Source organism: Rothia aerolata (assembly GCF_014635585.1).
GTDB classification, from domain to species: domain Bacteria; phylum Actinomycetota; class Actinomycetes; order Actinomycetales; family Micrococcaceae; genus Rothia; species Rothia aerolata.
Window position 1 is genome coordinate 434297 of record NZ_BMDC01000001.1, and the last position, 22935, is coordinate 457231.

The 22935-nt window shown below is 57.2% G+C and carries 22 protein-coding genes, 1 tRNA gene, 1 rRNA gene and 1 riboswitch; of the genes, 2 read left to right on the forward strand and 22 right to left on the reverse strand.

Annotated elements, in window-relative coordinates; genetic code table 11:
* From nrdH to IEV00_RS01885, 4 genes are all read right to left on the reverse strand, one after another.
* Window positions 1–225: a glutaredoxin-like protein NrdH gene (gene nrdH, locus IEV00_RS01870; RefSeq protein ID WP_188358638.1), complete on the reverse strand. Its 225-nt coding sequence runs from the start codon at window positions 223–225 to the stop codon at window positions 1–3.
* A gap of 574 nt (window positions 226–799) precedes the next feature.
* Window positions 800–1885: an App1 family protein phosphatidate phosphatase gene (locus tag IEV00_RS01875; RefSeq protein WP_188358639.1), complete on the reverse strand. Its 1086-nt coding sequence runs from the start codon at window positions 1883–1885 to the stop codon at window positions 800–802.
* A 134-nt stretch (window positions 1886–2019) separates the two neighbouring features.
* Entirely contained in the window at window positions 2020–2457 is a 438-nt protein-coding gene (locus tag IEV00_RS01880; RefSeq protein WP_188358640.1) for a hypothetical protein, read from the reverse strand.
* A 262-nt stretch (window positions 2458–2719) separates the two neighbouring features.
* Window positions 2720–3700: an L-lactate dehydrogenase gene (locus IEV00_RS01885; protein WP_229723013.1), complete on the reverse strand. Its 981-nt coding sequence runs from the start codon at window positions 3698–3700 to the stop codon at window positions 2720–2722.
* Between the two features lie 369 nt (window positions 3701–4069).
* Between IEV00_RS01885 and IEV00_RS01890 the strand changes: the two genes are divergently transcribed.
* Window positions 4070–5032, forward strand: a complete 963-nt coding sequence (locus IEV00_RS01890) for an MIP/aquaporin family protein (protein WP_188358641.1) — start codon at window positions 4070–4072, stop codon at window positions 5030–5032.
* A 98-nt stretch (window positions 5033–5130) separates the two neighbouring features.
* Here IEV00_RS01890 and IEV00_RS01895 read toward each other — a convergent pair whose 3' ends face one another.
* The 17 genes from IEV00_RS01895 to IEV00_RS01975 all read right to left on the reverse strand — a co-directional run bounded on the left by IEV00_RS01895 (window position 5131) and on the right by IEV00_RS01975 (window position 21375).
* Complete coding sequence (locus tag IEV00_RS01895) at window positions 5131–6219, reverse strand: 2,3-butanediol dehydrogenase (protein WP_188358642.1); 1089 nt, start codon at window positions 6217–6219, stop codon at window positions 5131–5133.
* A 239-nt stretch (window positions 6220–6458) separates the two neighbouring features.
* The gene (locus tag IEV00_RS01900) at window positions 6459–7169 is read right to left on the reverse strand and encodes a DsbA family oxidoreductase (RefSeq protein WP_188358643.1); all 711 of its coding nucleotides are present in this window, start codon (window positions 7167–7169) and stop codon (window positions 6459–6461) included.
* A gap of 641 nt (window positions 7170–7810) precedes the next feature.
* Window positions 7811–8152, reverse strand: a complete 342-nt coding sequence (locus tag IEV00_RS01905; protein ID WP_188358644.1) for a DUF2200 domain-containing protein — start codon at window positions 8150–8152, stop codon at window positions 7811–7813.
* Window positions 8149–8568, reverse strand: coding sequence for a hypothetical protein (locus IEV00_RS01910; RefSeq protein ID WP_188358645.1), 420 nt, complete (start codon window positions 8566–8568; stop codon window positions 8149–8151). The genes IEV00_RS01905 and IEV00_RS01910 overlap by 4 nt, the downstream gene beginning before the upstream one ends.
* A 14-nt stretch (window positions 8569–8582) precedes the next feature.
* Window positions 8583–8701: riboswitch (SAM riboswitch) on the reverse strand.
* 45 nt (window positions 8702–8746) lie between these two features.
* Entirely contained in the window at window positions 8747–9349 is a 603-nt protein-coding gene (locus IEV00_RS01915; RefSeq protein WP_188358646.1) for a hypothetical protein, read from the reverse strand.
* Between the two features lie 746 nt (window positions 9350–10095).
* Window positions 10096–10212, reverse strand: a 5S ribosomal RNA gene (gene rrf / locus IEV00_RS01920).
* Between the two features lie 3 nt (window positions 10213–10215).
* A tRNA-Ala gene (locus IEV00_RS01925) sits at window positions 10216–10288 on the reverse strand.
* A gap of 113 nt (window positions 10289–10401) precedes the next feature.
* On the reverse strand, window positions 10402–10848 hold the full coding sequence (gene rsfS / locus IEV00_RS01930; RefSeq protein WP_188358647.1) for a ribosome silencing factor: 447 nt from the start codon (window positions 10846–10848) through the stop codon (window positions 10402–10404).
* Window positions 10849–10909: 61 nt separating this feature from the next.
* Window positions 10910–11830 carry a hypothetical protein gene (locus tag IEV00_RS01935; protein ID WP_188358648.1) on the reverse strand — a complete coding sequence of 307 codons (921 nt, stop codon included), beginning with the start codon at window positions 11828–11830 and terminating at the stop codon, window positions 10910–10912.
* A gap of 103 nt (window positions 11831–11933) precedes the next feature.
* Window positions 11934–12641 carry a nicotinate-nucleotide adenylyltransferase gene (nadD, locus tag IEV00_RS01940; RefSeq protein ID WP_229723014.1) on the reverse strand — a complete coding sequence of 236 codons (708 nt, stop codon included), beginning with the start codon at window positions 12639–12641 and terminating at the stop codon, window positions 11934–11936.
* Window positions 12642–12745: 104 nt separating this feature from the next.
* The gene (locus IEV00_RS01945) at window positions 12746–12982 is read right to left on the reverse strand and encodes a hypothetical protein (RefSeq protein ID WP_188358649.1); all 237 of its coding nucleotides are present in this window, start codon (window positions 12980–12982) and stop codon (window positions 12746–12748) included.
* A 120-nt stretch (window positions 12983–13102) separates the two neighbouring features.
* Window positions 13103–14392, reverse strand: coding sequence for a glutamate-5-semialdehyde dehydrogenase (locus IEV00_RS01950; RefSeq protein WP_268234162.1), 1290 nt, complete (start codon window positions 14390–14392; stop codon window positions 13103–13105).
* A gap of 77 nt (window positions 14393–14469) precedes the next feature.
* On the reverse strand, window positions 14470–15684 hold the full coding sequence (gene proB, locus IEV00_RS01955) for a glutamate 5-kinase (protein WP_188358650.1): 1215 nt from the start codon (window positions 15682–15684) through the stop codon (window positions 14470–14472).
* A gap of 2 nt (window positions 15685–15686) precedes the next feature.
* Entirely contained in the window at window positions 15687–17279 is a 1593-nt protein-coding gene (obgE, locus tag IEV00_RS01960; RefSeq protein WP_188358651.1) for a GTPase ObgE, read from the reverse strand.
* Between the two features lie 130 nt (window positions 17280–17409).
* Window positions 17410–17667: a 50S ribosomal protein L27 gene (gene rpmA, locus IEV00_RS01965; protein ID WP_083091175.1), complete on the reverse strand. Its 258-nt coding sequence runs from the start codon at window positions 17665–17667 to the stop codon at window positions 17410–17412.
* Window positions 17668–17717: 50 nt separating this feature from the next.
* Window positions 17718–18029 (reverse strand): 50S ribosomal protein L21, encoded by a 312-nt coding sequence (rplU, locus tag IEV00_RS01970; RefSeq protein WP_188359418.1) that lies wholly within the window; start codon window positions 18027–18029, stop codon window positions 17718–17720.
* 394 nt (window positions 18030–18423) lie between these two features.
* Window positions 18424–21375: an Rne/Rng family ribonuclease gene (locus tag IEV00_RS01975; RefSeq protein ID WP_188358652.1), complete on the reverse strand. Its 2952-nt coding sequence runs from the start codon at window positions 21373–21375 to the stop codon at window positions 18424–18426.
* Between the two features lie 386 nt (window positions 21376–21761).
* Here IEV00_RS01975 and IEV00_RS01980 point away from each other — a divergent pair, with 386 nt between their 5' ends.
* On the forward strand, window positions 21762–22394 hold the full coding sequence (locus IEV00_RS01980) for a vitamin K epoxide reductase family protein (protein WP_188358653.1): 633 nt from the start codon (window positions 21762–21764) through the stop codon (window positions 22392–22394).
* A 69-nt stretch (window positions 22395–22463) separates the two neighbouring features.
* Here the strand turns inward: IEV00_RS01980 and ndk are convergent, their stop codons facing one another.
* Window positions 22464–22880 (reverse strand): nucleoside-diphosphate kinase, encoded by a 417-nt coding sequence (ndk, locus tag IEV00_RS01985; RefSeq protein WP_188358654.1) that lies wholly within the window; start codon window positions 22878–22880, stop codon window positions 22464–22466.
* Window positions 22881–22935 lie beyond the last annotated feature (55 nt).

A 22935-nucleotide genomic window follows, 5' to 3' on the forward strand; every position in this document is an offset into this window, starting at 1 on the left:
CTAGGCTGCCAGAGCGTTAATGCGGTCGGGCTGGAAACCTGACCAGTGCTCGTCGCCTGCAATCACCACGGGCGCCTGCATGTAGCCAAGTTCCTTGATGCGGGCCAGCGCCTCGGCGTCCTGAGTCACGTCTACGGTGTTGTACTCAATGCCCTGCTTATCGAGGGCACGGTAGGTCATGTTGCACTGGACGCATGACGGCTTGGTGTACACCGTAACTGACATTTTGACTCCTTGAACTCCCGGGCCCAGGGCACCGGGTATTTCTAACAATCTGTGGTGGTCTAAGAGGCTGGGGGCTTTCGGCATTTCGCGGAATTTTCGGGGGATTCGCGAAGAACTGCCCTGTGCTGCCCAACAGGTATCAATACTACATCTAGTGTCGGGCCTTAATCCACACCCCTATATAGTGTGGTAACTGACGAAAATTTTCTGAAAAATTTTTTAATCCACAGCTGGTTGGCTTGTTTTCGCGGTTTAAGCCCGAGTTATCCACATCGGCGGCTTGCCAGGAGCGCAAGCCGCCCAGCCCGGTCTGCTTAATCACGTGCCCGGTGGGGAATAATTCTCTGCCGCGAGATTCCGGGCAAGGCGATTCAACCATCACATGAGCCTTGAAGGTTAAAGAAGCTTAAGCTCAATTTTTAAAGATTTTTAACCGGCCGTGTCTGCGATGGGGCCTGCTTGCATTTTAGGGTTTTCGAGTCTATTAAAGGCGAGGACGCCGCCGCCCGACTCCCCCGCCCCGAGGCAGGTCAGTCAAGCGACGGCGTCCTACGAACTACTGGCGAAGCTAGCCCTAGAGCAGACCCACCTCTTTCAGGCGCGCCAGCAGGGTGGCGCCGTCATTGGCCTCCATCCAGAGATCACCGGTGGTAATCTGCTGGGCCCGCTTATCGCCCCAGACCCGGCCCGAGGCCAGCACAGACTCCCCCAGGGTCAGGTTACGAATCAGAATCGCAGCCACGTTCTGTGGGTAGCGCACCGCAAAGCCGTTGTAGATGTCAGGGTCGCGCTGGCCGTCGTCACCAATGAGAATCCACTTCATATCGGGGAACTCCGCCGCCAGGCGCTTCAGGGACTCCACCTTGTGCTGGGAGCCAGACCGGAACCAGCGGTCGGGAGTCGGGCCCCAGTCGGTCAGCAAAAAGGTGCCCTTGGGGTAGGCGTTGCGGGAGAGGAAGCGCCGCAGGGTCGGGGTAACATTCCAGGCGCCGGTGGACAGGTACATGAAGGGAGCCTGCGGGTGGGCGCGGTGAATACGATCCATCAGCACCGCCATACCCGGAGTGGGGGTTCGCGCGTGCTCGTTGAGCACAAAGGAGTTCCAGGCGGCCAGCATGGGGCGGGGCAGGGCGGTGACCATCACCGTGTCGTCAACGTCGGAAATCACACCAATCTTCTGCTCCGGCGGCACGATGTAGACGGTGGTCTTAGCGGGCTTACTGCCGGGCACCTGCATGTAGACCTCGTGGATACCGGGCTCGAGGTCAACCTCAATCCGCTCGTCCACCACGCCACCGCGGTCTGCCTGCACCGTAAACTCGTGGTTCTCAATCCGCACAGTCACCCGGGCATGAGAAATAGCAATCGAGGTAAAAGAGCGCCAGCCACGAATGGGCTCACTCTTAGGGTTCTCTCCCTCGAGGGTATTGAAGAATTCCTCGAACATATCGGTCTTATAGAGGGCACGACCAATCACCCGCACCCAGCCGGGGGCACCGTAACCCACCGAGGGAACAACCACCGGCTCTTTACCGTTTTCCTGGGCTCGAGCCTCCCGCCAAGTATGAAGACGGTCAGCTACCCGGTAACCAAGATTAACCGCCTCATCGGCGGCTTCAGTAACAATATTTCGTAGATCGTGGGACCCAGATGTATTCATGTCTCTAGTCTTTCACAGACCTGAACCATGTTGACGAATAACCCGCCGCAATCGGCCGATGTGCCGCTATAACGCCGTCCACCCATACAAAAGCGCCCCGGCACAGCCTATGCCGGGGCGCTCGCGAAAAAATCCTAGTGCATCTCAATCTGGCAGGTGGCGCTGCCCTTAGCCTCTGCGTGGGCAGAGTGAACGGGCTCAAAAATACCGGAGTCCTTGATAGCGCAGACGGCGGTGTCGTCGGGGTTATCGCTAGAGACCACGGCGGTGAGACGGTGACCCGCCAGATCGTCAGTGTTATCAGCGGTGACCTTCAGATAAGTCTCCTCGGCACCAATCTCAACGCGGTTACCCTCGAAAGGCATCTGATCCTGTTCAAAAGTTACGGTTGCTGCCTTGGGCTCACCGGTCTCTACATCGAGCACATACGCTTCAACCACAACGTTGTCGCGATTATCCTCAAAGTTAGTAGTTTTCTCGATACCGAGACCATCAACAATGGTGGTAGCGCAACCGCTGAGCAGTGCCGCTGAACCCAACGCGAGTGCCGCGAGAACCTTCTTAGAAGCCATGTGCAATAACCTAACTAAGTAATATGTGTGTGACCTGCTGAAACGAGGTCGCTGCCTCTGTCTAGTCTGCCTTATCTTCTGGCCGGGTGCTGGGCCGTATGGGCGCCAGTCGATTTACAGACACAACGTCTACATACAGATTAGCGGATAAACAGCACAGAACCGCATCATTAAGAAGCCGCTAGGCACAAAAGTTGGTATAAAAATCCCCGCCACCACCCCTGCCCTCAGAAGCAGGCGCGGCGGCGGGGATGAAGAAGAGCTAGCTCAGGTCAACACCCTGAATGACGTCGTCAATCGCCTTAGCAGAGGCCCTCAGCTTGTCGATCTCCGCCTCGGTCATGGGCACATCCAGCACGCGCAGCACACCCTGGCGGCTCACTACAGAGGGCAGCGATACAGCGGCTTCGCCCTCAACACCGTACTTACCGCGAAGCTGGGTGGAAACGTTGAGCACCGCGTGCTCATCGCGCAGAATAGCCTCGGCAATACGGGCACCCGAGATACCGATGGCGTAGTTGGTAGCCCCCTTGCCCTCAATCACCTTGTAGGCTGCCCGCATAGCGTCTTCAGCGATCTGAGCCTTGACCTCTTCGGTAAAGACCAGCTCTCCGTTGGCCTTCCACTCATCCAGCGGAACCATACCGATATTTGCCGCCGACCAGACCGGGAACTCAGAATCGCCGTGCTCACCCACCACGTTAGCGTGAACAGAGCGAATGGAGACCTCTGCCTTCTGGGCGATCAGCCAGCGCAGGCGCGAAGAGTCGAGAACGGTACCCGAGGCGAAGCAGCGTTCGGTGGGCAGGCCGGTAATCTTCTGAGCCACCACCGCCATCACGTCGCAGGGGTTGGTAACGATCATCAGGATTGCCTGCGGGGCAACCTCCATCACCTTGGGCAGCATGGACTGGAAAATCTTTACGTTGGCGTCCACCAACTCAAGGCGGGGCTGGCCGGGCTTCTGGCGAGCGCCGGCGGTAATAATAATCAGGTCGCAGTCGCGTAGCAGCTCAATGTCTCCGCCGCCGGTAACTTCTGCCTCGTGGGCGAACATGGTGCCGTGGGCAATATCGAGTGCTTCAGCCTCGGCGAGTTTGTCTGCGATGTCGTAGATGACGATTTCATCGGCTGAGCCGCGGATTGCCGCTGCGTAGGCGGTTGCCGAGCCCACGCCGCCGGCTCCGATTACGCCGAGCTTGGTTCCTGATTTCTGGATGGTCATGGCGGAATGTCCTTTCATGGGTTTTGTTCCTGCCGGGTCTTGCCACCAGTATGGCACGATTTTTTGGGGAAATGATCGTTTGTGTGGGTTTTTTATGGACGGCGGGGTGGCTGGGTCGCACATGTGAGGGCTTTTCCCGCATAAAACCAAATTTATGCACTCTGACTTTTTGTTGCACATCACAGGTCGGCGTGTCTGCAAGAACACTGAGTCACCCTGGGCATTTGGTGTGAATCTCCCCACTGGAGGTTTTATTTCCCGGCGGACTAGTGCATAAGTACTTAAAGCACCTTTACACCAAAGCTTTGCGGTTAAGGCAAAACTAAGGTTTGATAAAAACCAACGAACCCAAAAGAAAACCACACAACCCAAGATTGGATTTTCCCAATGCACACCATCAGCCCCTATCTCGCCGAATTCCTCGGCACCATGATTATGGTGACCATTGGCTGCGGCGTGATTGCAACCGTTGAGCTTCGTCGCTCCAAAGGTCACGGCGATAACTTCTTCACTATCGCCTTCGGCTGGGGCTTCGCCGTCGCTTTCGGCGTCTACGCCTCCCACCACTACTCCGGCGGCCACCTCAACCCGGCGGTTTCCATTGGACTGGCGGCCTACGGCGAGTTCCCCTGGTCCCAGGTGCCCGGCTACATCATCTCCCAACTACTGGGAGCTATGGTGGGCGCAGTCTTCGTCTACCTCAACTACCTCCCCCACTGGAAGGCCACCGAAGACCGCAAAATCAAGCTCGGCGTTTTCGCCACTGTACCGGCCATTCACAACTACTTCACCAACGCCCTGTCTGAAATGATCGGCACTTTCCTGCTGGTCTTCTCCGCTCTCTATGTGGGCGTCAACTTTACCCCGGCGCTAACCGGCTCTGAGCTCACCCTCAACCTCAACGACGTCCTTAAACCGCTGGCCTTCGGCTTCATGGTGACTGTGCTCGTTATTGGCCTCGGCGGCCAAACCGGCTTTGCGCTCAACCCCGCCCGCGATTTGGGCCCGCGCATCATGCACGCGATTCTTCCCATCTTCGGCAAGGGCAGCTCCCGCTGGTACTACTCCTGGGTTCCGATCGCCGCACCCATCGCCGGTGGCTTCATGGGTGGCTCCTTCTTCAAGCTCTACTACGAGGGAATCTTCTCCCCCTTCCTCTTCATCTCCTGCCTGCTAGCCCTTGCAGTGCTGGCCTTTGGTCTGTGGGCTAACAAGCACATGTACCGCTCGCAGTCGGCAGAGATTGTTCCCACCGAGGAGGACACTCAGGCTACCGCCGCTTCGGCAGCAGCCACCTATGTTGCCACCGGCAAGATTCCCCAGGTGAAGAAGAAGAGCTTCTACGAATAAAGGTCACCACTTACTCACCACTTTCAACAACAAATTCGCCCCGCCGCTCATTTGAGCAGCGGGGCGAATTCTGTTGGTTCCCCCTAGTCAGAGCACCCTTAGGAGTTCAGGCGCTCGGGGTCTGTGGTGGCAAGAATTTTTACCGCAGTCTCGTTGTGATTGATAAGGGTGTCAAAGCCCTTCTCAATCAAATCATCCACCATAATCTTGCCGGTGATGAAGGGGGCCAGATCCAACTTGCCGGATTCCACCAGCTTGATGGTATCGGGGTGGTTGTTCACGTAGGCGATGGTACCGCGAACATCCAGCTCTTTCATCACAATCTTGTGCATATCAACGGTTGCCGGCTTGCCCCAGATGGAGACAATCACAATCTTGCCGGTGGGGCGGGTGGCATCGAGCAGGGTATCCAGAACTACCTGAACAGAGGTGCACTCGAAGGAGAGGTCTGCGCCCTTGCCGTCTTTGGAGAGCTTCTTGACTTCCTCCACCACGTCGACCTCAGCGGGTGAGAAAGCGTAGTCGGCAGCACCGGCTTCAATTGCCTTCTTGCGGCGCAGTTCGGAAAGCTCTGAGATCACCACGGTTGCGCCCTGAGCCCTGAGCACAGCACCGGTGAGCAGACCGATGGGGCCAGCGCCGCCCACCAGAGCCAAATCGCCCTCCTTGACACCGCCGGCACGGTCTACCGCGTGGTAGCCCACGGTCAGCGGCTCAATCACGGCTGCCTGGTCCAGAGGGATATCCTTGGAAATCTTGTGAACCCAGCGGCGCTTGACAGCTACTTTCTCAGACAGGCCACCGCCGCGGCCGCCCAAACCAATGAAGTTCATGTCCTGAGACAGGTGGTAGTCCTTGGAATCGGGGCCGGTATTGACGTCGTCACGAATAATGTAGGGCTCCACCACCACGTGGTCGCCCACTTCGAGGTCATCGACGCCCTCGCCCAGAGCCTCCACAACACCTGAGAACTCATGGCCCATGGTCACGGGCGCGGTCTCGCCGGAAATAGGGTGGGGAGTATCGTGGGTGGGGCAGAAAATTGGGCCGTCCAGATATTCGTGCAGGTCGGTACCACAGATACCGCACCATGCCACCTTAATCAGTACCTCGCCGGCCGCTGCAACGGGTTCTTCAATCTCTTCAATCCGAATGTCGCCACGGTCGTAGAAACGAGCTGCCTTCATGGTTTCAACTCCTCAAAGTCTGTATATTTTGGAAACCTCAGAGTTGAGGCCTCACTTAAACCCTACCCCCTCTATGGTTTTGTGTGGGTTTTGTGACATTTTTTCTGAATGTATGACATTCTTGTCAGAAAATCCTTATGAAACGGGGGTCATTACCACACTTTCCAACAGGTTTTCACCCGGGTCTTTAAAAGAAAACCCCGGCGGAGGGAGTGCTCCGCCGGGGTTGAGCGCCTGCTTTAGCAACCGTTGGGACCGCAGGACGCCGCCGCATCGGCGCCGTCCACGGTAATGAAAGTGGGCTGCGGGGTCGGGTGGGTCTCTGCCCACACCTGCCGCAAACCAGCCAGAATCATCTCCACCGGCTGCGCCCCGTTAATTGCCCACTTCTCTTCGAGCAGGAAGAAAGGCACTCCGCTAATTCCCAGCTCCTGGGCCTTACATTCGTCGTCGCGGACTTCATCGGCAAACTTATCTGAGGCAAGCACCTCTTCTACCTCGTCGGTGGGCAGGCCAATCTCTGCGGCCACGCTACGCAAGACCTGCGGGTCTCCCACTGCCTGGCCGTCGGTGAAGTAGGCTTTCTTAAAGGTCTCCTCAGCCTGGTCTACCAGACCGTGCTGGGCCGCCAAATGAACCATGCGGTGGGCATCGAAGGTATTTCCGTAGCGGGCCTTCTGCCAGTTGAAGGTCAGTCCCACGGCCTCAGCCCGGGCCGCAATGTCTCGCTGGCTAGCCTCGGCCTTCTCTAGGCTAATGCCGTATTTCTTTGAAATCTTCTCAGCAAGGTTCCCCTCAGCTACCGCAGGGGCGGTGGGATCCAGCTCGAAAGAGCGCCAGATAATGTCAACATCGTCTTTGTGCTCGAACTGCTCCAGCGCTAATTCCAAGTGCCGCTTGCCGATGTAGCAGAAGGGGCAAACAATATCCGACCAGATTTCAATCTTCATGGTGAACTTTCTCTGAGAGACTTTCTAACTCAGGAATAACCGTTGCTACCCCACTTTTATTCCCCTGCGTATTCGGGGTATAGGGCAAATCTGTGTCCCAGACCAGCCATCTCACCCGAGATAGTGGCCTAAAAACGCGCCCCCATGAGCATGCTGAGCTCCCGGCAAAATCGGGGCAGCGCGCCGAGTCGCCGCTTCGGTGACATATCGCCGCTTCAACGACGTTTCGCCGGTTCGTGACCGGCGATTTGTCGTTGAAGCGGCGACTCGATGAGCACAGGGGCAACTGCACGAGCTGCCACAATCGCCGAGAAGCCATTTTTATACCGTATTTGACTGATTTTCGGTACAAAAGTGGCCTCTCGGGAAAGCTCAGTGATGACAAGGTACAAGTTACTTCTTGCAGGGCTACCTAGGGTACAAGTAGAGTCCCCGGGTACAAGACAATACTTGTACCCGGGGACTCTACTTGTACCCGTGGCACTTCAACGGGAATCTACGTGCACCCAGCTGTTTCAGCGCATAATCCAGGATGCCCCATATCGCAGGTGCTGGATTTTTTGGTAGTAGTTTCTCCTAGTAACCCATATTTGGAGCGGGCCGGGTTTCTAGCCCGGCCCGCTCGCATATTTGCTAGCAGGCTAGCGGAGGATTTTTTCCATCGCCTTGCCCTTAGCGAGCTCATCAATGAGCTTGTCGAGATAACGGATCTTCTGCATCAGAGGATCTTCGACCTCCTGCACCTTCACTCCGCACACACTGCCGGTAATCTGCGAAGCATTGGGATGAAGCTGCGCTCTGTCAAAGAAATCCTCGAAGGTGGTGGCTGCCTCAAGGTGACTTTCTAGCTCCTGCTGGCTAAAGCCGGTCAGCCAGCGGATAATTTCATCGACCTCATCCTTGGTTCGCTCCTTCTTCTCAGCCTTAGCGACATAGTGGGGGTAGACATCTTTGACAGCCGTGGTAAAAATACGATGGGTCATTCGGTTTCTTTCTCTCTAAGGGTTAGCGGGCAATCCCGATCTTTCTCATAATCGAGACCGACAGAAAAACCTCCCGCTTCAAAGACCGCGCCTAAAAGCTTAAAACGGGGGCACCACTGCACGGGCACATTTTCTATCAGCTGAACAGCATCAAAAATAGCGCTGAGTTTCTGAGCATCATGATTCCACATTCGCAGAACCTCGCCCTCAGACTCAAAAGTAATCCAATTTCCCTCAACGCCCAGGATTGTCGCGGGGTACCAGGCTTCTTTAGCGGCATGGTGCCGCCGAATCCAGTGGATAGTGTGCCCCATGAAGTAATAGGGGCAGTCTTGATTTTCTATCGCCGAAACTGCTAATCCAGGAAAGTAGTTAGGATTCTCGACGATATTGTTGGAAAGGTTCGGGGTGGTCATTGTATGACTCCTCTTAGTCGCACTTCCCACTCCCCAGTTGAAGGAGCGGGCCGATTTTCCTCAAGGGGCACCGCGAAAGCGATTGCGGTTGCCAGTCACACAGCTTGAGGGCTTAGGTGTGAGCTTCTGAATCGTGCTTCTAAGAATACCACAGGAGTCAGGTGCGCCACCAGAAAAACTAGGCGATGCTCTGGGCGAAACGGGCCAAGACAGCTTTCCAGGCAGCCTTAAAGTCAACAGAATCTTCCGAGGTGTTCAGCTTGCGCATTTCGGCAGAAATTAGGGACTTTCCCGGGGCTTTAGCACTCATATTAATCGAGACCGGAGCACCGTTGGCAAGATTGGCCCGCCAATAGCGCCACTTCTCAGAGGAAGTAATTCTGGGCTCTCCCTCCCACGCCACCCCGTTCACTTCGGGAAGCTCTGCCGCAGCGAATTTTTCCCATGCTGCTGCTAGCTCATCCAGTCCCAGGGGAATTGTCTTAGACGCGCTGGCACCGAAGCTGCCGTCACAGCGCTGGCCGACCGGGCGGCGTCCTGTCTGCTGTTCATAGGTCACCGCCACTGACTGAGCCCACCAGTCAAGATTCTTGCCGGCTAGGAGGCTTCCCGGTTGTTCAGCCAGCTCCCCCAGCTTTTTCCGCGCAACGCCCACAATCTCGGCATGGCTCGTCAGTTCTGTTTCTTCAAGCACGGTCATCCACTGCTGACGCGAGTAGCCCGTTGATTTCTCGGTGGACTTCCAGGCTCGGCTCAGCTCGGGGTTTTCTGTGGTGTTCAAAGCAGACTCCTCATTGGTTGGCTTCACCGGTGCAGGTGGTTGGTGGAAGGCTGTGGCATTGGTTCAAGGGTACAGGAACCTCGAGCCAGGTAGGGTTGCTGACAGAACCTCTCCTGGAGCTGACGTGGAAATTACCTGCAACAACATGAGCAGGATTTCTCAAGAAACTTTACGCTGAAGATACGGAAAAGACACTCGAAGAACCATGAGTAATGAGGAAGAACAACCTCTTGCTTGTGACTTGAGAGTGAGGGTGGAAGCATGCACTGGCAACTTTTCTGAGGGGCAGGTGTGGCTCCGCTAATAGACCAAAGGTACAAGTGTAGTCCCCAGGTACAAGACAAGACTTGTACTCGGGAACCACGCTTGTACTTTAGGTGACCCGGTAAGAAGAAACTTGTACCTTGTCACCACCGAGCGCCACGAAAGACCATTTTGTACCGAAAATCGGAGAAAAACGGTACAAAAATAGCCGCTCGGCGAACATGGTAGCCCGTGCAGATGGTCCTGTTTCATTGAGTCGCCGCTTCAACGACACATCGCCGGTCACGAACCGGCGAAACACAACAGAAGCGGCGACTCGACGCGCTTGCCTATTCTGGCAATTTGTCCCATACCCCCGTTTTGTACAGGCTTGTCTCTTCTATACAGCGATATCTCTGTGCATCAGAGACAAGCCTGTACAAAAAGTGACTCGACAAAAAAGAGACCCAGCTCCGAAGAACTAGGTCTCTTTCTCAAAGTTAGCTCGGCGACAACCTACTCTCCCACACCGTCCCCAGTGCAGTACCATCGGCTCGAAGAGGCTTAGCTTCCGGGTTCGGGATGGAGCCGGGCGTTTCCCTCTTGATATAATCACCGAAACGTGGAGGTAAGGGGATTCGAACCCCTGACCTTCTGCATGCCATGCAGACGCGCTACCAACTGCGCCATACCCCCGTATTCAGTTTGTCGCTCGCGGCGACTCACTAACTATACACAGATGATTCTCGCGATTGCAAACTGAAACCGTATTTTTTCGAAAAATTTTTAAACAGCCAGTGAAACCCGGGTTAATCCTGTTTCATGAGGTCAGCTTCTTCGGTGATAACCTGCGAATCTGCCTCCTGGTCAACACCGGTGATAGCCTCGGTCTCTGACTCAAGACCCAGCTCAATACGGGGTGCCTCAGACCAGAGACGATCCAGGGCATAGAAAGCCCGGTCTTCTTCGTGCTGCACATGAATAACGATGTCTTCGTAGTCCAGAAGCACCCAGCGGCCCCCTGCCCGACCCTCACGGCGGGTAGGCTTGAGGTTAGCCTGCAGGCGTAGCTCATCTTCAATCGCGTCAACAATTGCATTGACCAGGCGCTCATTGTGAGCTGAGACCACCAGAAAACCGTCAATAAGCCCCATAGCCTCTGAGGTATCAACGGCGAATAAGTTAGTGCCCTGCTTATCTTCCGCGGCCTGTGCCGCAATTTTCAGCGCCTTAATGGATTCTTCGGTTGCCGCCATGGCGTCCTTTCGATGGGGCGCGCTTTTAAAGCGCACCGGTAAAGTTCAAAGATGGTTTAGTCTACTGCATGAAAACGAACCAGAAAATGACCGCCGCCGCAATCAGCAGAAGCAGGAGCAAGGTCACCCAGAGACCCACACCCGATTTCTTGGTTTCCTCGGTAGGTTCAGCAGCAACAGCGGTAGTCTCTTTGGAAGTCTCTTCAGCTTCTAGCTGAGACTCTGAGCTAGTCTCCCGGGTCTCGAGCCCTTCAGAAGCCGGCTCCGTTACCTCTGCCGCTTGGTCGTCTAACTCAGTGTTGATCTGATCCTGGGCATCTTCAGAAACAGGAGCCTCCTGTTCATTCTGATCCAGCTCGGTGAAATCTAAGCCCTGGGCATCCAGGGCAGCTACCGGCTGGGGTAGCTCGGGCGCAACCTCAGACTCGGGCTCCGGTTCAGGCTCGGATTCCGGTTCAGTCTCCATCTCAGAGTCAGTCTCAGTTTCAGAGCCCACCTCCGTCTCAAACTCGTCAGCAGAGTCCTCTTCCACCACAATCTCGCCAAAACTAATATCTGTGGCAGATGAGGCGATCGAATCTTCTTCTGCCTCCTGGGAAGAAGCTATCCCGTCTGCAACGCTGACATCCTCCCGGGTGTCCCTGCCGCCGTTTGCAAAGAGATCCACTTGAGCTGAAGCACTGGTATCAATATCTCCCTGGGCCGCCAGAGCAGAGAAGCGACTCTGCGTCGATGCGCCTTCAGCCTCGGACTCAGAAGAATCATCTTCCACCGCGGGCATGTAGGCAACCGGCTCTTCCGGCAGCGGCAGACCGTCGCGTAGCGCTCGCAGGTAGGCGGCGGCGTCGTCCCGATAACGCGCCAAACGCCGCGGACCCATAGGGCGCGTAGGAGGCGGCACCTCAATACCGTCTTCCGTAACAAAGGGCTCAAGCAGGTAGTCCGAAGAATCCTGCTGGTCGTTATCAGTATTTTCGCTCATTTTCCGGCGTCCTCTTGGTTCTTGCGCTTACAAGCACAATCCTAACAATCCAGCCCCAGAAGAGTACCCCTAGCGGCTCCCCTGCCCGCGTGTTGGCGCAAATCTAGTCGGTTGCCACCACGGGCAGGCCGTCTTCATAGTGGTGCTGCTCCGTAAAGCTCTGCGAATCCTCGCGCGAATACAGGGCGTACTTGTTGATGTACTGCACCACACCGTCAGGAACCAGGTACCAGACCGGCTTCTTCTCGGCGGCCCGCTGGCGAATATCGGTGGAAGAAATTGCCATGGCGGGCACTTCCATGAGGGAGTAGCGGCCCGATTCGGCATTGGGATCTTCGAGCACATGACCGGGGCGGGTTACCCCCACAAAATAGGCAAGGTCCCAGAGCTTTTCAGAATCTTTCCAGGTCATCAGCTGGTTCATGGCGTCGGCGCCGGTAATGAAGAAAAGGTCAGAGTTGGGCCGCTGCCGGTGCAGGTCAGTGAGGGTGTCGATGGTGTAGGTCGCTCCCCCACGGTCAATATCCACCCTGCTGACCGTAAAGCGCGGGTTCGAGGCGGTGGCGATCACGGTCATCAGATAGCGGTGCTCTGCGTCTGAAACCCGGCGCTTACCCGACTTCTGCCAGGGCTGGCCGGTCGGTACAAAAACCACCTCGTCTAAATCGAGCAGGGCTGCAACCTCGCTCGCTGCCACCAGGTGACCGTGATGAATGGGGTCAAAGGTTCCACCCATCACCCCCAGGCGAGTGCGGCCCTCAACGCGAGGGGGCACAAATGAAGCATCAAACTTGAAGGTAGGTGAATTCACCGGGTTACAACCTCAAAAACTCTCGACTGCACAATCATGTAAAAACAAGAAAAATCGGTACAGCCCTCTTCCGCGAGAACTGTACCGATCAATCAGAAGATAAATTAGCGCCCGTGCCTGGAGTTGTACTCCTTGATAGCCTGCTGCTCGTCTGAGTCTAGGCGATCAGCACCGTGGGAGGCGCGGATAATTCCTCGGCCGCTGAAGGAGAGGGTAATCAGGAACATCAACAGAAAAATAATGCCGAAGATGATACCGAACCAGTAGGTGGGCAGACCCAGCAGAACACGCTCGGTGTGCTCTGCACCTTCTGCTGCTGCAAGAATCAGTGAATGGTCCATGGGGATCCTTCCCTTAAAGCTGATGTGTGTGCGGGCTTAAGAGGCCATCGCTACTATGCTACCGGTTTTTAGCCTGAATCAGTGACACATTGTAGTTCAAGCCCCTTGATTAATACGCGACTAACGGCGCACGTGGCCGTCGCCGCGGATAATCCACTTGCTGGTGGTCAGCTGTTCCAGACCCATGGGGCCGCGGGCGTGGAGTTTCTGGGTTGAAATGCCAACCTCAGCACCCAGACCCAACTGGCCGCCGTCCGTAAAGCGGGTTGAGGCGTTCACGTAAACCGCCGCCGAATCCACCTCGCGCACAAAGATATCTGCATTGCGCACGTCATTGGTCAAAATCGCCTCGGAGTGGCCGGTGGAGTACTTGCGGATATGGCTAATCGCCGCATCCAGATGTGGCACAGTTGCCACGGCAAGATCCAGGGAGCCGTATTCGGTATTCCAGTCCTCCTCGGTGGCGTCCTCAGCAGAAAGACCGGCGGGCAGGTTCGCCTTAGTTTCGGCGTCCACGTGCAGGGTGACTCCCGCCTCGCTCAGTTTTTTTAGGACGGCGCTGGAGTCGGCTCCGGCGGCGATCAGCAGGGTCTCCACGGTGTTGCAGGTACCCGGCCGCTGGGTCTTAGCGTTAACCACAATTTCTGCGGCGGTCTTGGGGTCGGCAGAGGCATCCATGAAAATATGGCAGTTGCCCTCACCGGTTTCGATTACCGGCACCTGAGCGTTGCGCACCACCGACTGAATCAGGTTGTGGCCACCGCGGGGAATCAAAACGTCAATGAAGCCACGGGAGACCATCAGAGCGTTGGCGCCCTCGCGGCCAAACTCGTCCACCGACTGAACACAGTCCATGGGCAGCCCGGTACGGTCGAGTGCCTGGCGCAGAATACGGCAGATAGTCTGGTTAGACTTGGCGGCAGCGGAACCACCGCGTAGCATCACAGCGTTACCGGACTTAATGGCAAGCCCGGCAATATCAACGGTCACGTTGGGACGGGCCTCATAGATAGCACCCACCACACCCAGGGGCACCCGGGTCTGAAGCACGCGCAGGCCGTTGGGTAGGGTGGAACCGCGCATTACCTCACCCACCGGATCAGGCAGGGCCTTTAGCTCGCGCAAAGCAGCTGCCAGCTCAGCCACCCGCTTCTCGTTCAGTGCCAGACGGTCAAGCATTGCCTCGCTCATGCCGTTCTCGCGCTCGCGGGCAAGATCCTCGGCGTTTTGGGAAACAATAACGTCTGCCTGCTCCTCGAGTGCTGCCGCCATTGCCTCCAGCGCGCGGTTCTTCCACTCGGTATCAGCGCGGGATAGGGTACGGGCCGAGATACGGGCATCGTAGGCCATATCCTGAACTTCTTTGAGCACGTTTTCTGAAACGGAGAGGGTTTCTTTTGCTTCTGCCACTAGCCATCCTTTCGACGAATCACCCGGGTCACTCACCTGCCGGGTAGCTTGAGTCACAAGTCTACAGGTGAACTCCCCTAGGACTCCACGGATTCTTCTAATATGACGATGTCATCGGCGTGCACCACGGTTCCGTCGTAATTTTCACCCATGATTTCTTCAATTTCATCGGAGTGTTTACCGATCATCTGAGAGGTTTCATCGGAGGAATAGGAGCTGAGACCGTGGGCAATCTCCACGCCGTCAGGACCCTTGATACCCACGGCCGAGCCGCCCTCAAAGTCACCGGTCACCTCGGTGATACCCGCCGCCAGCAGCGACCGACGCCGCCGCAGGGCAGCCGCCGCGCCGGCGTCCACGGTAATCGTGCCCTCAATATCAGCTAGGTGTTCCAGCCACAGACCGTAGACCGACTTGCGACGGCCGGTGGTGTGGAACCAGGTTCCAACATCCTCACCATTGAAAGCCGCCCGGGCGTTGGCGGCGGAGGTCACCAGGGCCGGAATACCGGAAGAAGCTGCAATCTGCGCCGCCTTGACCTTGGTGACCATACCGCCAGAGCCCACTCCAGCTCGGACCACCGAACCGATGCTCAGACCCTCAAGATCTTCAGAGGAACGAACCTCACTCATGCGCAGCCCTCCCTGGTCGGGGTGCTTGGTGTAGAGGGCGTCAACGTCTGAGAGCAGAATCAGGGCATCTGCCTTCACCGCGTGCGCCACCAGGGCGGCAATGCGGTCATTATCTCCAAAGCGCACCTCTGAGGTAGCCACCGCATCATTTTCGTTAATAATGGGCATAACCCCGAGATCCAGCAGGCGCTCAAGCTGGCGGTGGGCGTTGTGGTAGCGGTCGCGCGCCATGAGATCCTGGGCGGTCAGAAGTACCTGGGAGACCTTGACCCCGTAGCGGGCAAAGGTCTCGGTGTAGCGGGTCATGAGCAGGGATTGCCCCACTGACGCCGCCGCCTGCTGGGTTGCTAAGTCTTTAGGGCGACGGCTCAATCCCAGCGGCGCCAGGCCAGCAGCGATAGCTCCGGAAGAAACAAAGAGGAGCTCAATGTGGGGGTTGCGCTGCTTGACCTTGGCAAGAACATCGATGATGGTGGCGATCGCCAGCTCGTCCAGTGAGTTCTGAATAGAAGTGAGCGAGGACGACCCCACCTTGACCACTACCCGCTGAGCCCGGGGCATATCGGTGCGCTCCACAATGGGGCTGCGCTTGTTCTTGCCTCGGGATTCAGCACTTGCAATCACGGCGTCACGGTGGCGTGTTACCTGCTCAAAAACCATTCTTACTCGCCTCGACTCTCCTCCTGCTGCTTCTTCTTGGCAGCTCGTTCACGCTTCTTTGCTTCGACAGATTCAGTCCACACACCGGCGATGCGCTCGGCTTCCAGCTCAGCACGAGCCTCAGCCTTGGCGTCCATCCGCTCGTGGTACTGGGCCTTACGCTCGGAGCGGGTGGGGCGAATGATCTCGTCCAGACGGGAGTCGGTGCCTCGGGGGCTAGAGAGGAGCTCAGCACCGCCCACCATAGTGGGCTCCCAGTCAAAAATCACCGAATCGTTGGCTTCGCCGATCACCACGGCATCTCCGGCGCGAGCCCCCTGCTTGAAGAGCTCGTCTTCGATGCCCAGCTTAGCAAACCGGTCTGCCAAATAGCCCACCGCTTCGTCATTGTTAAAGTCGGTCTGCTGAATCCACCGCTCGGGCTTCTCACCGATCACGCGGAAGAGAGGCTCCAGGTTCCGCTCTTCACGGCGGATAAAGAACTCCTGCTGCTTCTTGTTGCGGAAGCCCTTGGGGCGAATCACCGCAACCTCTTCGACCTTGGTCTCTTCTACCTCTTCACGGGCTGCGCGATCAGCCGCCACAATCTCTGCCATGGCAAAGGTCAGCTGACGCAGACCCTCGTGGGAGGCGGTGGAGATTTCAAAGACCTTGAAGCCCATTTTCTCAAAGTCCTCGCGCACAAAGTCGGCCAGCTCGCGGGCCTCTAGCACGTCAATCTTGTTAAGAACGATCAGCTGGGGCCGCTCGTTGAGGGGTACGGTGACGCCGGCGGTGGGGTCAACCTGATAGTTCTCGAGTTCCGCGCGAATAATGTTGAAGTCGGTGATGGGGTCACGGCCCGGTTCGAGGGTGGCGCAGTCAAGCACGTGAACAATGGCAGAGGATCGCTCCACATGGCGCAGGAACTGGTGGCCCAGTCCCTTGCCCTGGGAGGCACCCTCAATCAGACCGGGAACATCGGCAACGGTAAAGCGGGTATCACCGGCTTCAACCACACCCAGATTAGGCACCAGGGTGGTAAAGGGGTAGTCGGCAATCTTAGGCCGCGCCGCCGAAATAGCCGCAATCAGCGATGACTTACCCGCCGAGGGAAAGCCCACCAGAGCGACGTCCGCAATCGACTTCAGCTCCAGCATAATATCGCGCTGGTCGCCGGGAATACCCAGCAGTGCAAAGCCGGGAGCTTTACGCTTGGTCGAAGCCAGCGCGGCGTTGCCCAGGCCACCCTGGCCACCGCGGGCAGCAATGTACTCATCGCCCACCCGCACCAAATCGGCTAGCACGTTGCCCTCGCGGTCTTTAACCACCGTGCCCTGGGGCACCGAAAGCACCAGAGAGTCACCGTTGAAACCGTGGTGCATATCGCCGCGACCAATATCGCCGTTGGGGGCATGCTGGTGGGGGCTGTGGTGGTACTCCAGCAGGGTGGTGGACTGACCATCAACCCGCAGAATAACGTCTCCACCGTTACCGCCGTTACCGCCGTTGGGCCCACCCAAGGGCTTAAACTTCTCGCGGCGAACCGAGACACAGCCGTGCCCGCCATGGCCACCGGAAACGTGCAGGACGACGCGGTCAACAAACTCAGCCACGATGTACTCCTAGGGATTTAGAACTAAAAACTGTCTTCAATTGTGCCATACCGCGGCACCGGGAAATCCTAAACAAAAAGGGCAAACACCAAAAACCGGTGTTTGCCCTTTCCGCTAAACTCTGGAAAGCTTACTCAGCTGCTGCCAGAATGTTGACGACCTTGCGGCCCTTGCGGGTACCGAACTCGACCTTGCCTGCTGCCAGAGCGAACAGGGTGTCATCTCCGCCACGACCAACGTTGTTTCCGGGGTGGAAGTGGGTGCCGCGCTGGCGAACAAGAATCTCGCCTGCGTTGACGGTCTGACCGCCGTAGCGCTTAACACCGAGGTACTGGGGGTTTGAGTCACGGCCGTTGCGGGTGGAGCTTGCGCCCTTCTTATGTGCCATTTGTGCCTACCTTAGGTAAAAGTTTGGATTAAAACTGATTCTAACTGAAATTACGCGTCGATCGAGGTGATCTTAACGGTGGTCAGTTCTGCGCGGAAACCCTGGCGCTTCTTGTAACCAGTCTTGTTCTTGTACTTCTGGATAACGATCTTAGGACCGCGAAGATCCTCGACCTTTTCAGCAGTTACCTTTGCAGAAGCCAGTGACTTGGCATCTACGGTTACCTTGTCGCCATCAACCAGCATCAGAACGGGAAGTTCTACGGTTGCGCCAGCTTCGCCAGCAACGCGATCAAGGGTAACGATGTCTCCAACGGAGACCTTTTCCTGGCGGCCACCAGCGCGAACAATTGCGTAGGACACTTGGGAACTCAATTCTCTTGACGTCTTTTTTAACAGTGCGAACGAGCGTCTTACAGCGCACCAAAACGTGTACGGTTTGATCCCCTGCCAAGAGTGAACCCTTGAACCGTTCAAACAACACGGGGGTAAGAACGCTCGAACCTATGGCTGAAATCCAACGGTTTTCACCGCCTCATTCCACTGAACCCACGCTAACGTTTGCTTGTGGGAACAGCACCAGCACACTAGCTTACGGGATTTAGCAATTCCGAACAAGCGGAAGAGGCGCTGCGCAAGGCCGATGTGCTTAAAACGACAGCGAAGATACGGTGGGAGATAACCCGAGAGCGCCTGGCCAACTGGCATCGGGGCTGGCGTTTAAGGGAGGTTGGCCAGCGCTCTCGAGTTAGATACCTTACTTACCCTCTCGCTTAATGTCCTCTGCCGCGACGCCCACGCCCAGCATGACTACCTCTGAGGAGTCTTGCTTGGCGGTCGGCGCTGCCGCAGAAGCTACCACGGTTGCTGCTGCCTGCGCCGCCTCAACCTGCTGGGTGTTCACGGTGCCGTCGATTCCGGTCGAGACAGCACGGCGGGCACGGCGCTTGCGCGGCTTTACCTCGGTGGCGGGCTCAACCTGCTGGGTCTCAGCCGGCTTCTCCTCGCGCTGGGGCTGTTCTGCGCGCTTGTTCTCGCGTTTCTCAGCAGAGCCTGCGGAATCAGCAGAGCGGTCTTCGCGGCCGGAAAGATCCCGGCCAGCCTTCTGCGAGGCACGGGCACGAGCTTCACCGGCGCGAATTGCCTCGTAGCGGGAGGAATTCTGGGTGAAGCGCTCATCCAGACCGGTCTCGGAATCGTCTTCAGGTGAGGCGTCTGAGTTCTCCCCCAGCTGCTCCGCCTTAATCTGGCGCTTCTGCTTGCGGCTGAGCTTCTTGGATTCCTGCTTGTCAAAGACCTCTGCCAGAGATTCAAGAGTGAAGGAACCCTGCTCCCCCATTGACTCTTCGATCTCTTCGGAAGAGTCATGGCCCTGGGGCAACTCAATTACTTCACCCCCGATGGTCAGCACCATATCCGGCTGACCGTTCAGCACTGAATTCTGCTGGTTCTCAGCAGCCTCTGCCGCCTCGCGACGGTTCTTCTTGCGGCGCTTACGCTTGCGGGCGTTCTTCGACTCGGTCTTGGCCTCGTCTGACTCAGCCTGCTCCTCGGTGTGGGCGCTGGCGGCAACGATATTGGCCAGGGCCGCCCGGCGGGCCTCGTTCTTCTGCTGCTCCTGCGGATCAACCTGGGTCTCTTCGATGCGGGAGTCGCGGTTGCGCTGCTGCTTGCGCGCCTTGCGGCGGTCGTCGCGGTCGCGGTGATCGTGGCGGTGGATGAAGTCAGAAGCGCCACCGGAGCGACCCTTCAGCGGCTGATCCTGAACCAGGATTCCTCGACCGGCGCAGGCCTCACAGGGCTCCGAGAAAACTTCCAGCAGACCGGTGCCCATACGCTTGCGGGTCATCTGCACCAGGCCAAGCGAGGTGACCTCAGCCACCTGATGCTTGGTGCGGTCGCGACCCAGGCACTCCACCAGGCGGCGCAGCACCAGCTCGCGGTTAGATTCGAGCACCATATCGATAAAGTCAATCACGATGATGCCGCCGATATCGCGCAGGCGCAGCTGGCGCACAATCTCTTCGGCCGCCTCAAGATTGTTCTTGGTCACGGTCTCTTCGAGGTTGCCACCGGAGCCTGTGAACTTACCGGTGTTCACATCGACCACGGTCATGGCCTCGGTGCGGTCAATCACCAGCGAACCACCGGAGGGCAGGTAGACCTTGCGGTCTAGCGCCTTAGCCAGCTGCTCTTCAATGCGGAAGTGGTCAAAGAGGTCCTCTTCTTCCTCCCACTTCTTCAGGCGATCTACCAGGTCGGGGGCCATGTAGGTCACGTAGGCCTCGATGGAATCCCAGGCCTCAGTTCCCTGCACGGTCATAGAAGTGAAGTCTTCGTTGAAGACATCGCGCACGGTCTTAATGGTGAGGTCGGGCTCCTGGTAGAGCATTTCGGGAGCAAGGGTCTTGGGAGCCTCAGCAGCTGCCTTGATTTCCTCCCACTGCACGCGCAGGCGGTTAATATCGTGGGTCAGCTCGTCTTCTGAAGCGCCCTCGGCAGCGGTGCGAACGATGACGCCGGCCCCCTCGGGCAGCTTGTCCTTGAGGATCTTCTTCAGGCGGGCACGCTCGTTATCGGGCAGCTTGCGGGAGATGCCGGTCATAGAACCGCCGGGTACGTAGACCAGGAAGCGGCCGGGTAGGGAAACCTGGGAGGTCAGGCGAGCGCCCTTGTGGCCCACGGGATCCTTGGTGACCTGCACCAGCACCGAGTCACCGGGCTTGAGAGCGTTTTCAATCTTGCGGGGGGCGCCTTCCAGGCCGGAGACATCCCAGTTCACTTCACCGGCGTAGAGCACCGCGTTGCGGCCGCGGCCAATATCTACGAAGGCTGCTTCCATGGAGGGCAGAACATTCTGCACCTTGCCGAAGTAGACGTTGCCAATCAGCGAATCCTGCTGGGTCTTAGAGACAAAGTGCTCTGCCAGCACGCCGTCTTCGAGCACGCCAATCTGAATGCGGTCGTCCTTCTGGCGCACAATCATCTGGCGGTCTACGGATTCGCGGCGGGCCAGGAACTCTGCCTCGGAGATGCCGCGCTGGCGGCGGCCACCGGCGCGGGATTCGCGGCGGCGCATCTTCTTGGCTTCTAGGCGGGTGGAGCCGCGCACGCCGGTGACCCGGTTGGTGGTGTGGGAGTCGGAGATGCGCTGGGTGCGCACCTTGGTGATGGTGTTCTCGGGGTCACCGTCTACTCCGCCGTCAATTTCGATGTCGGATTCACCGCGACGACGGCGACGACGGCGGCGGGAGGAGACTTCCTCCTCATCGTGGGTCAGCTCTGCCAGGCGGCGGGCCCGGCGCTCTGCTTCTTTTGCCTCTCGGGCGGCCTCGCGCTCGGCGCGGACCTTCTCGGTAATTTCATCGAGGTTGGGGGCAAAGAAGAGCAGGTTATTGGTGGATGCCTTGGCGGTAATGCTCTGCAACTCTTCTGCCAGCAGCTCGCGCTGGGACTTGGGGGCAGGCTCCTGCTCCGCGGCGTCGTCCTCGGTCTTCTCCTCGGCATCCTCAGCGTTAGCCTCGGCAGTTTCGGCTACCTCAGGCTGGGCATCTTCAGTTTCGGCGGTGCCGGACTGCTCAGTCTCAGGTTGTTCGGTTTCAGCCTGCTCGGTCTCGGGCTGAGACTCGACCTGCTGCTGGTCTACCGCAGCGTTTTCTACAGCTTCTTCACGCTGGGTTGAGTCTAGCGACTCATTCGATTCACTCATAGTCAATCTGCTCCTGTAGCGCTACCGCCGTACCTGGCGCGCTACCCATCACGGGCCGAATAAATCAACCCTCAAGTCTTCTGGTACCGGGTTCCCTCAAGCCCTCTTCAGGGCGATTGACTGCGAGACTAATCTTTCTTTGATCACATCTTCGCAGCGAACCCGACCGGTGAGCTCTCTACCGAGCCGGTGCATCGTGCACTGATCTTGCGGGGCGGTCTTCGCTGGTATTGCGGCGCACTCGCCCTTCGGTTTCACTGACCGGGCTCACTGTTGAACGTACGGGAACAACAGTAAACCATTGCAATTGTCTCACAGACTCTCAGGATTTATTGACCTTATATCAGTATTATGGGCTAAGGATTTGTCAGTGTAGAGAGGAAACTATGTCAACATCGAGCATGCTCGCTGAGCGAGAAACGGGTGATTACCCCCTGTTTTCCCGCCTGGATCGCAATTTTGCGATTCTGTCTTTGATTACCGGAGCACTCGCCCTAGTCTCGGCGATTGTTCTGGTCTACGAGCGCATGCAGGTTTATATTGACCCTAATCACCAGTCAATTTGTGATATTAACGCCATTCTTAACTGTGGCACGGTCATGAGAACTCCCTATGCTGAGGCTTTTGGCTTTCCCAACCCCTTCATTGGCTTGGTGGGCTACACCATTGTTCTGACCATTTCTATGGCCTTGCTGGCCAAAGCTCGTTTTGCCAACTGGTTCTGGATTTGCATGAACATTGGCCACCTGCTGGCCTTCGCTTTTGTCTGCTACCTCTGGTTCAACACCACCTTCAATATCAACGCCCTGTGTATCTTCTGCATGGTGGTGTGGCTGATGCAGACCTTCCTGCTGGTGAGGGTCACCGCCCGCAATATCACCGCCGGTGTGATTCCCGCTCCCGAGCACATTCGTGAGGCCGCTCAGGGCTGGTCTTGGTTTGTGATTGTGCTGATTGTCGTGGTGATTTACGGCATCATCGTAATCCGATTCTTCGATCAGATTGTGGGCATGTTCTAATCTTCCGCAAGAAAAAGGGAGCGGCCGAGGGGTTTCCTCGGCCGCTCCCTTTTTCTTATATAAGAGACTTTAGGCACCGAACCAGATAGCGATTTCACGCTCTGCCGACTCGGGCGAGTCTGAACCGTGTACCAGGTTCTTCTGCACGGCCTCTCCCCAGTCCCGGCCCAGGTCGCCGCGAATGGTACCGGCGGGGGCAGTGGTGGGGTCTGAGGAGCCCATAATGGTGCGAGCGCCCTCAATCACGCGCTCACCCTCGAGAATCAGGGCAACCACCGGGCCCGAGCTCATGAACTCCACCAGGGGACGGAAGAAGGGCTTGCCCTCGTGCTCGGCGTAGTGCTGGGTGAGGATTTCCTCGGTGGGAGTCAGCATCTTGAGGTCTACGATCTTGTAGCCCTTGGTTTCAAAGCGGCTCAGCACCTCGCCAATGAGGTTGCGCTGAACGCCGTCGGGCTTCACCAAAATCAAGCTGCGCTCGGTCATCTTTTCTCCTTATCTATGAGTTACCCCGGCACCTCAGGTACCGGGGTTAGTTCAT

Bases quoted from the DNA above. Each gene is read 5' to 3' on its own strand.
- IEV00_RS01895 (WP_188358642.1), bottom strand. From the start codon at position 6,219: ATGAAGGCAGCTCGTTTCTACGACCGTGGCGACATTCGGATTGAAGAG.
- IEV00_RS01975 (WP_188358652.1), bottom strand. From the start codon at position 21,375: ATGAGTGAATCGAATGAGTCGCTAGACTCAACCCAGCGTGAAGAAGCT.
- rsfS (WP_188358647.1), bottom strand. From the start codon at position 10,848: ATGGCGGCAACCGAAGAATCCATTAAGGCGCTGAAAATTGCGGCACAG.
- ndk (WP_188358654.1), bottom strand. From the start codon at position 22,880: ATGACCGAGCGCAGCTTGATTTTGGTGAAGCCCGACGGCGTTCAGCGC.
- IEV00_RS01890 (WP_188358641.1), top strand. From the start codon at position 4,070: ATGCACACCATCAGCCCCTATCTCGCCGAATTCCTCGGCACCATGATT.
- IEV00_RS01980 (WP_188358653.1), top strand. From the start codon at position 21,762: ATGTCAACATCGAGCATGCTCGCTGAGCGAGAAACGGGTGATTACCCC.
- IEV00_RS01910 (WP_188358645.1), bottom strand. From the start codon at position 8,568: ATGACCACCCCGAACCTTTCCAACAATATCGTCGAGAATCCTAACTAC.
- IEV00_RS01885 (WP_229723013.1), bottom strand. From the start codon at position 3,700: ATGAAAGGACATTCCGCCATGACCATCCAGAAATCAGGAACCAAGCTC.
- IEV00_RS01905 (WP_188358644.1), bottom strand. From the start codon at position 8,152: ATGACCCATCGTATTTTTACCACGGCTGTCAAAGATGTCTACCCCCAC.
- nrdH (WP_188358638.1), bottom strand. From the start codon at position 225: ATGTCAGTTACGGTGTACACCAAGCCGTCATGCGTCCAGTGCAACATG.
- IEV00_RS01900 (WP_188358643.1), bottom strand. From the start codon at position 7,169: ATGAAGATTGAAATCTGGTCGGATATTGTTTGCCCCTTCTGCTACATC.
- proB (WP_188358650.1), bottom strand. From the start codon at position 15,684: ATGGTTTTTGAGCAGGTAACACGCCACCGTGACGCCGTGATTGCAAGT.
- IEV00_RS01880 (WP_188358640.1), bottom strand. From the start codon at position 2,457: ATGGCTTCTAAGAAGGTTCTCGCGGCACTCGCGTTGGGTTCAGCGGCA.
- IEV00_RS01875 (WP_188358639.1), bottom strand. From the start codon at position 1,885: ATGAATACATCTGGGTCCCACGATCTACGAAATATTGTTACTGAAGCC.
- IEV00_RS01945 (WP_188358649.1), bottom strand. From the start codon at position 12,982: ATGGACCATTCACTGATTCTTGCAGCAGCAGAAGGTGCAGAGCACACC.
- IEV00_RS01935 (WP_188358648.1), bottom strand. From the start codon at position 11,830: ATGAGCGAAAATACTGATAACGACCAGCAGGATTCTTCGGACTACCTG.
- rpmA (WP_083091175.1), bottom strand. From the start codon at position 17,667: ATGGCACATAAGAAGGGCGCAAGCTCCACCCGCAACGGCCGTGACTCA.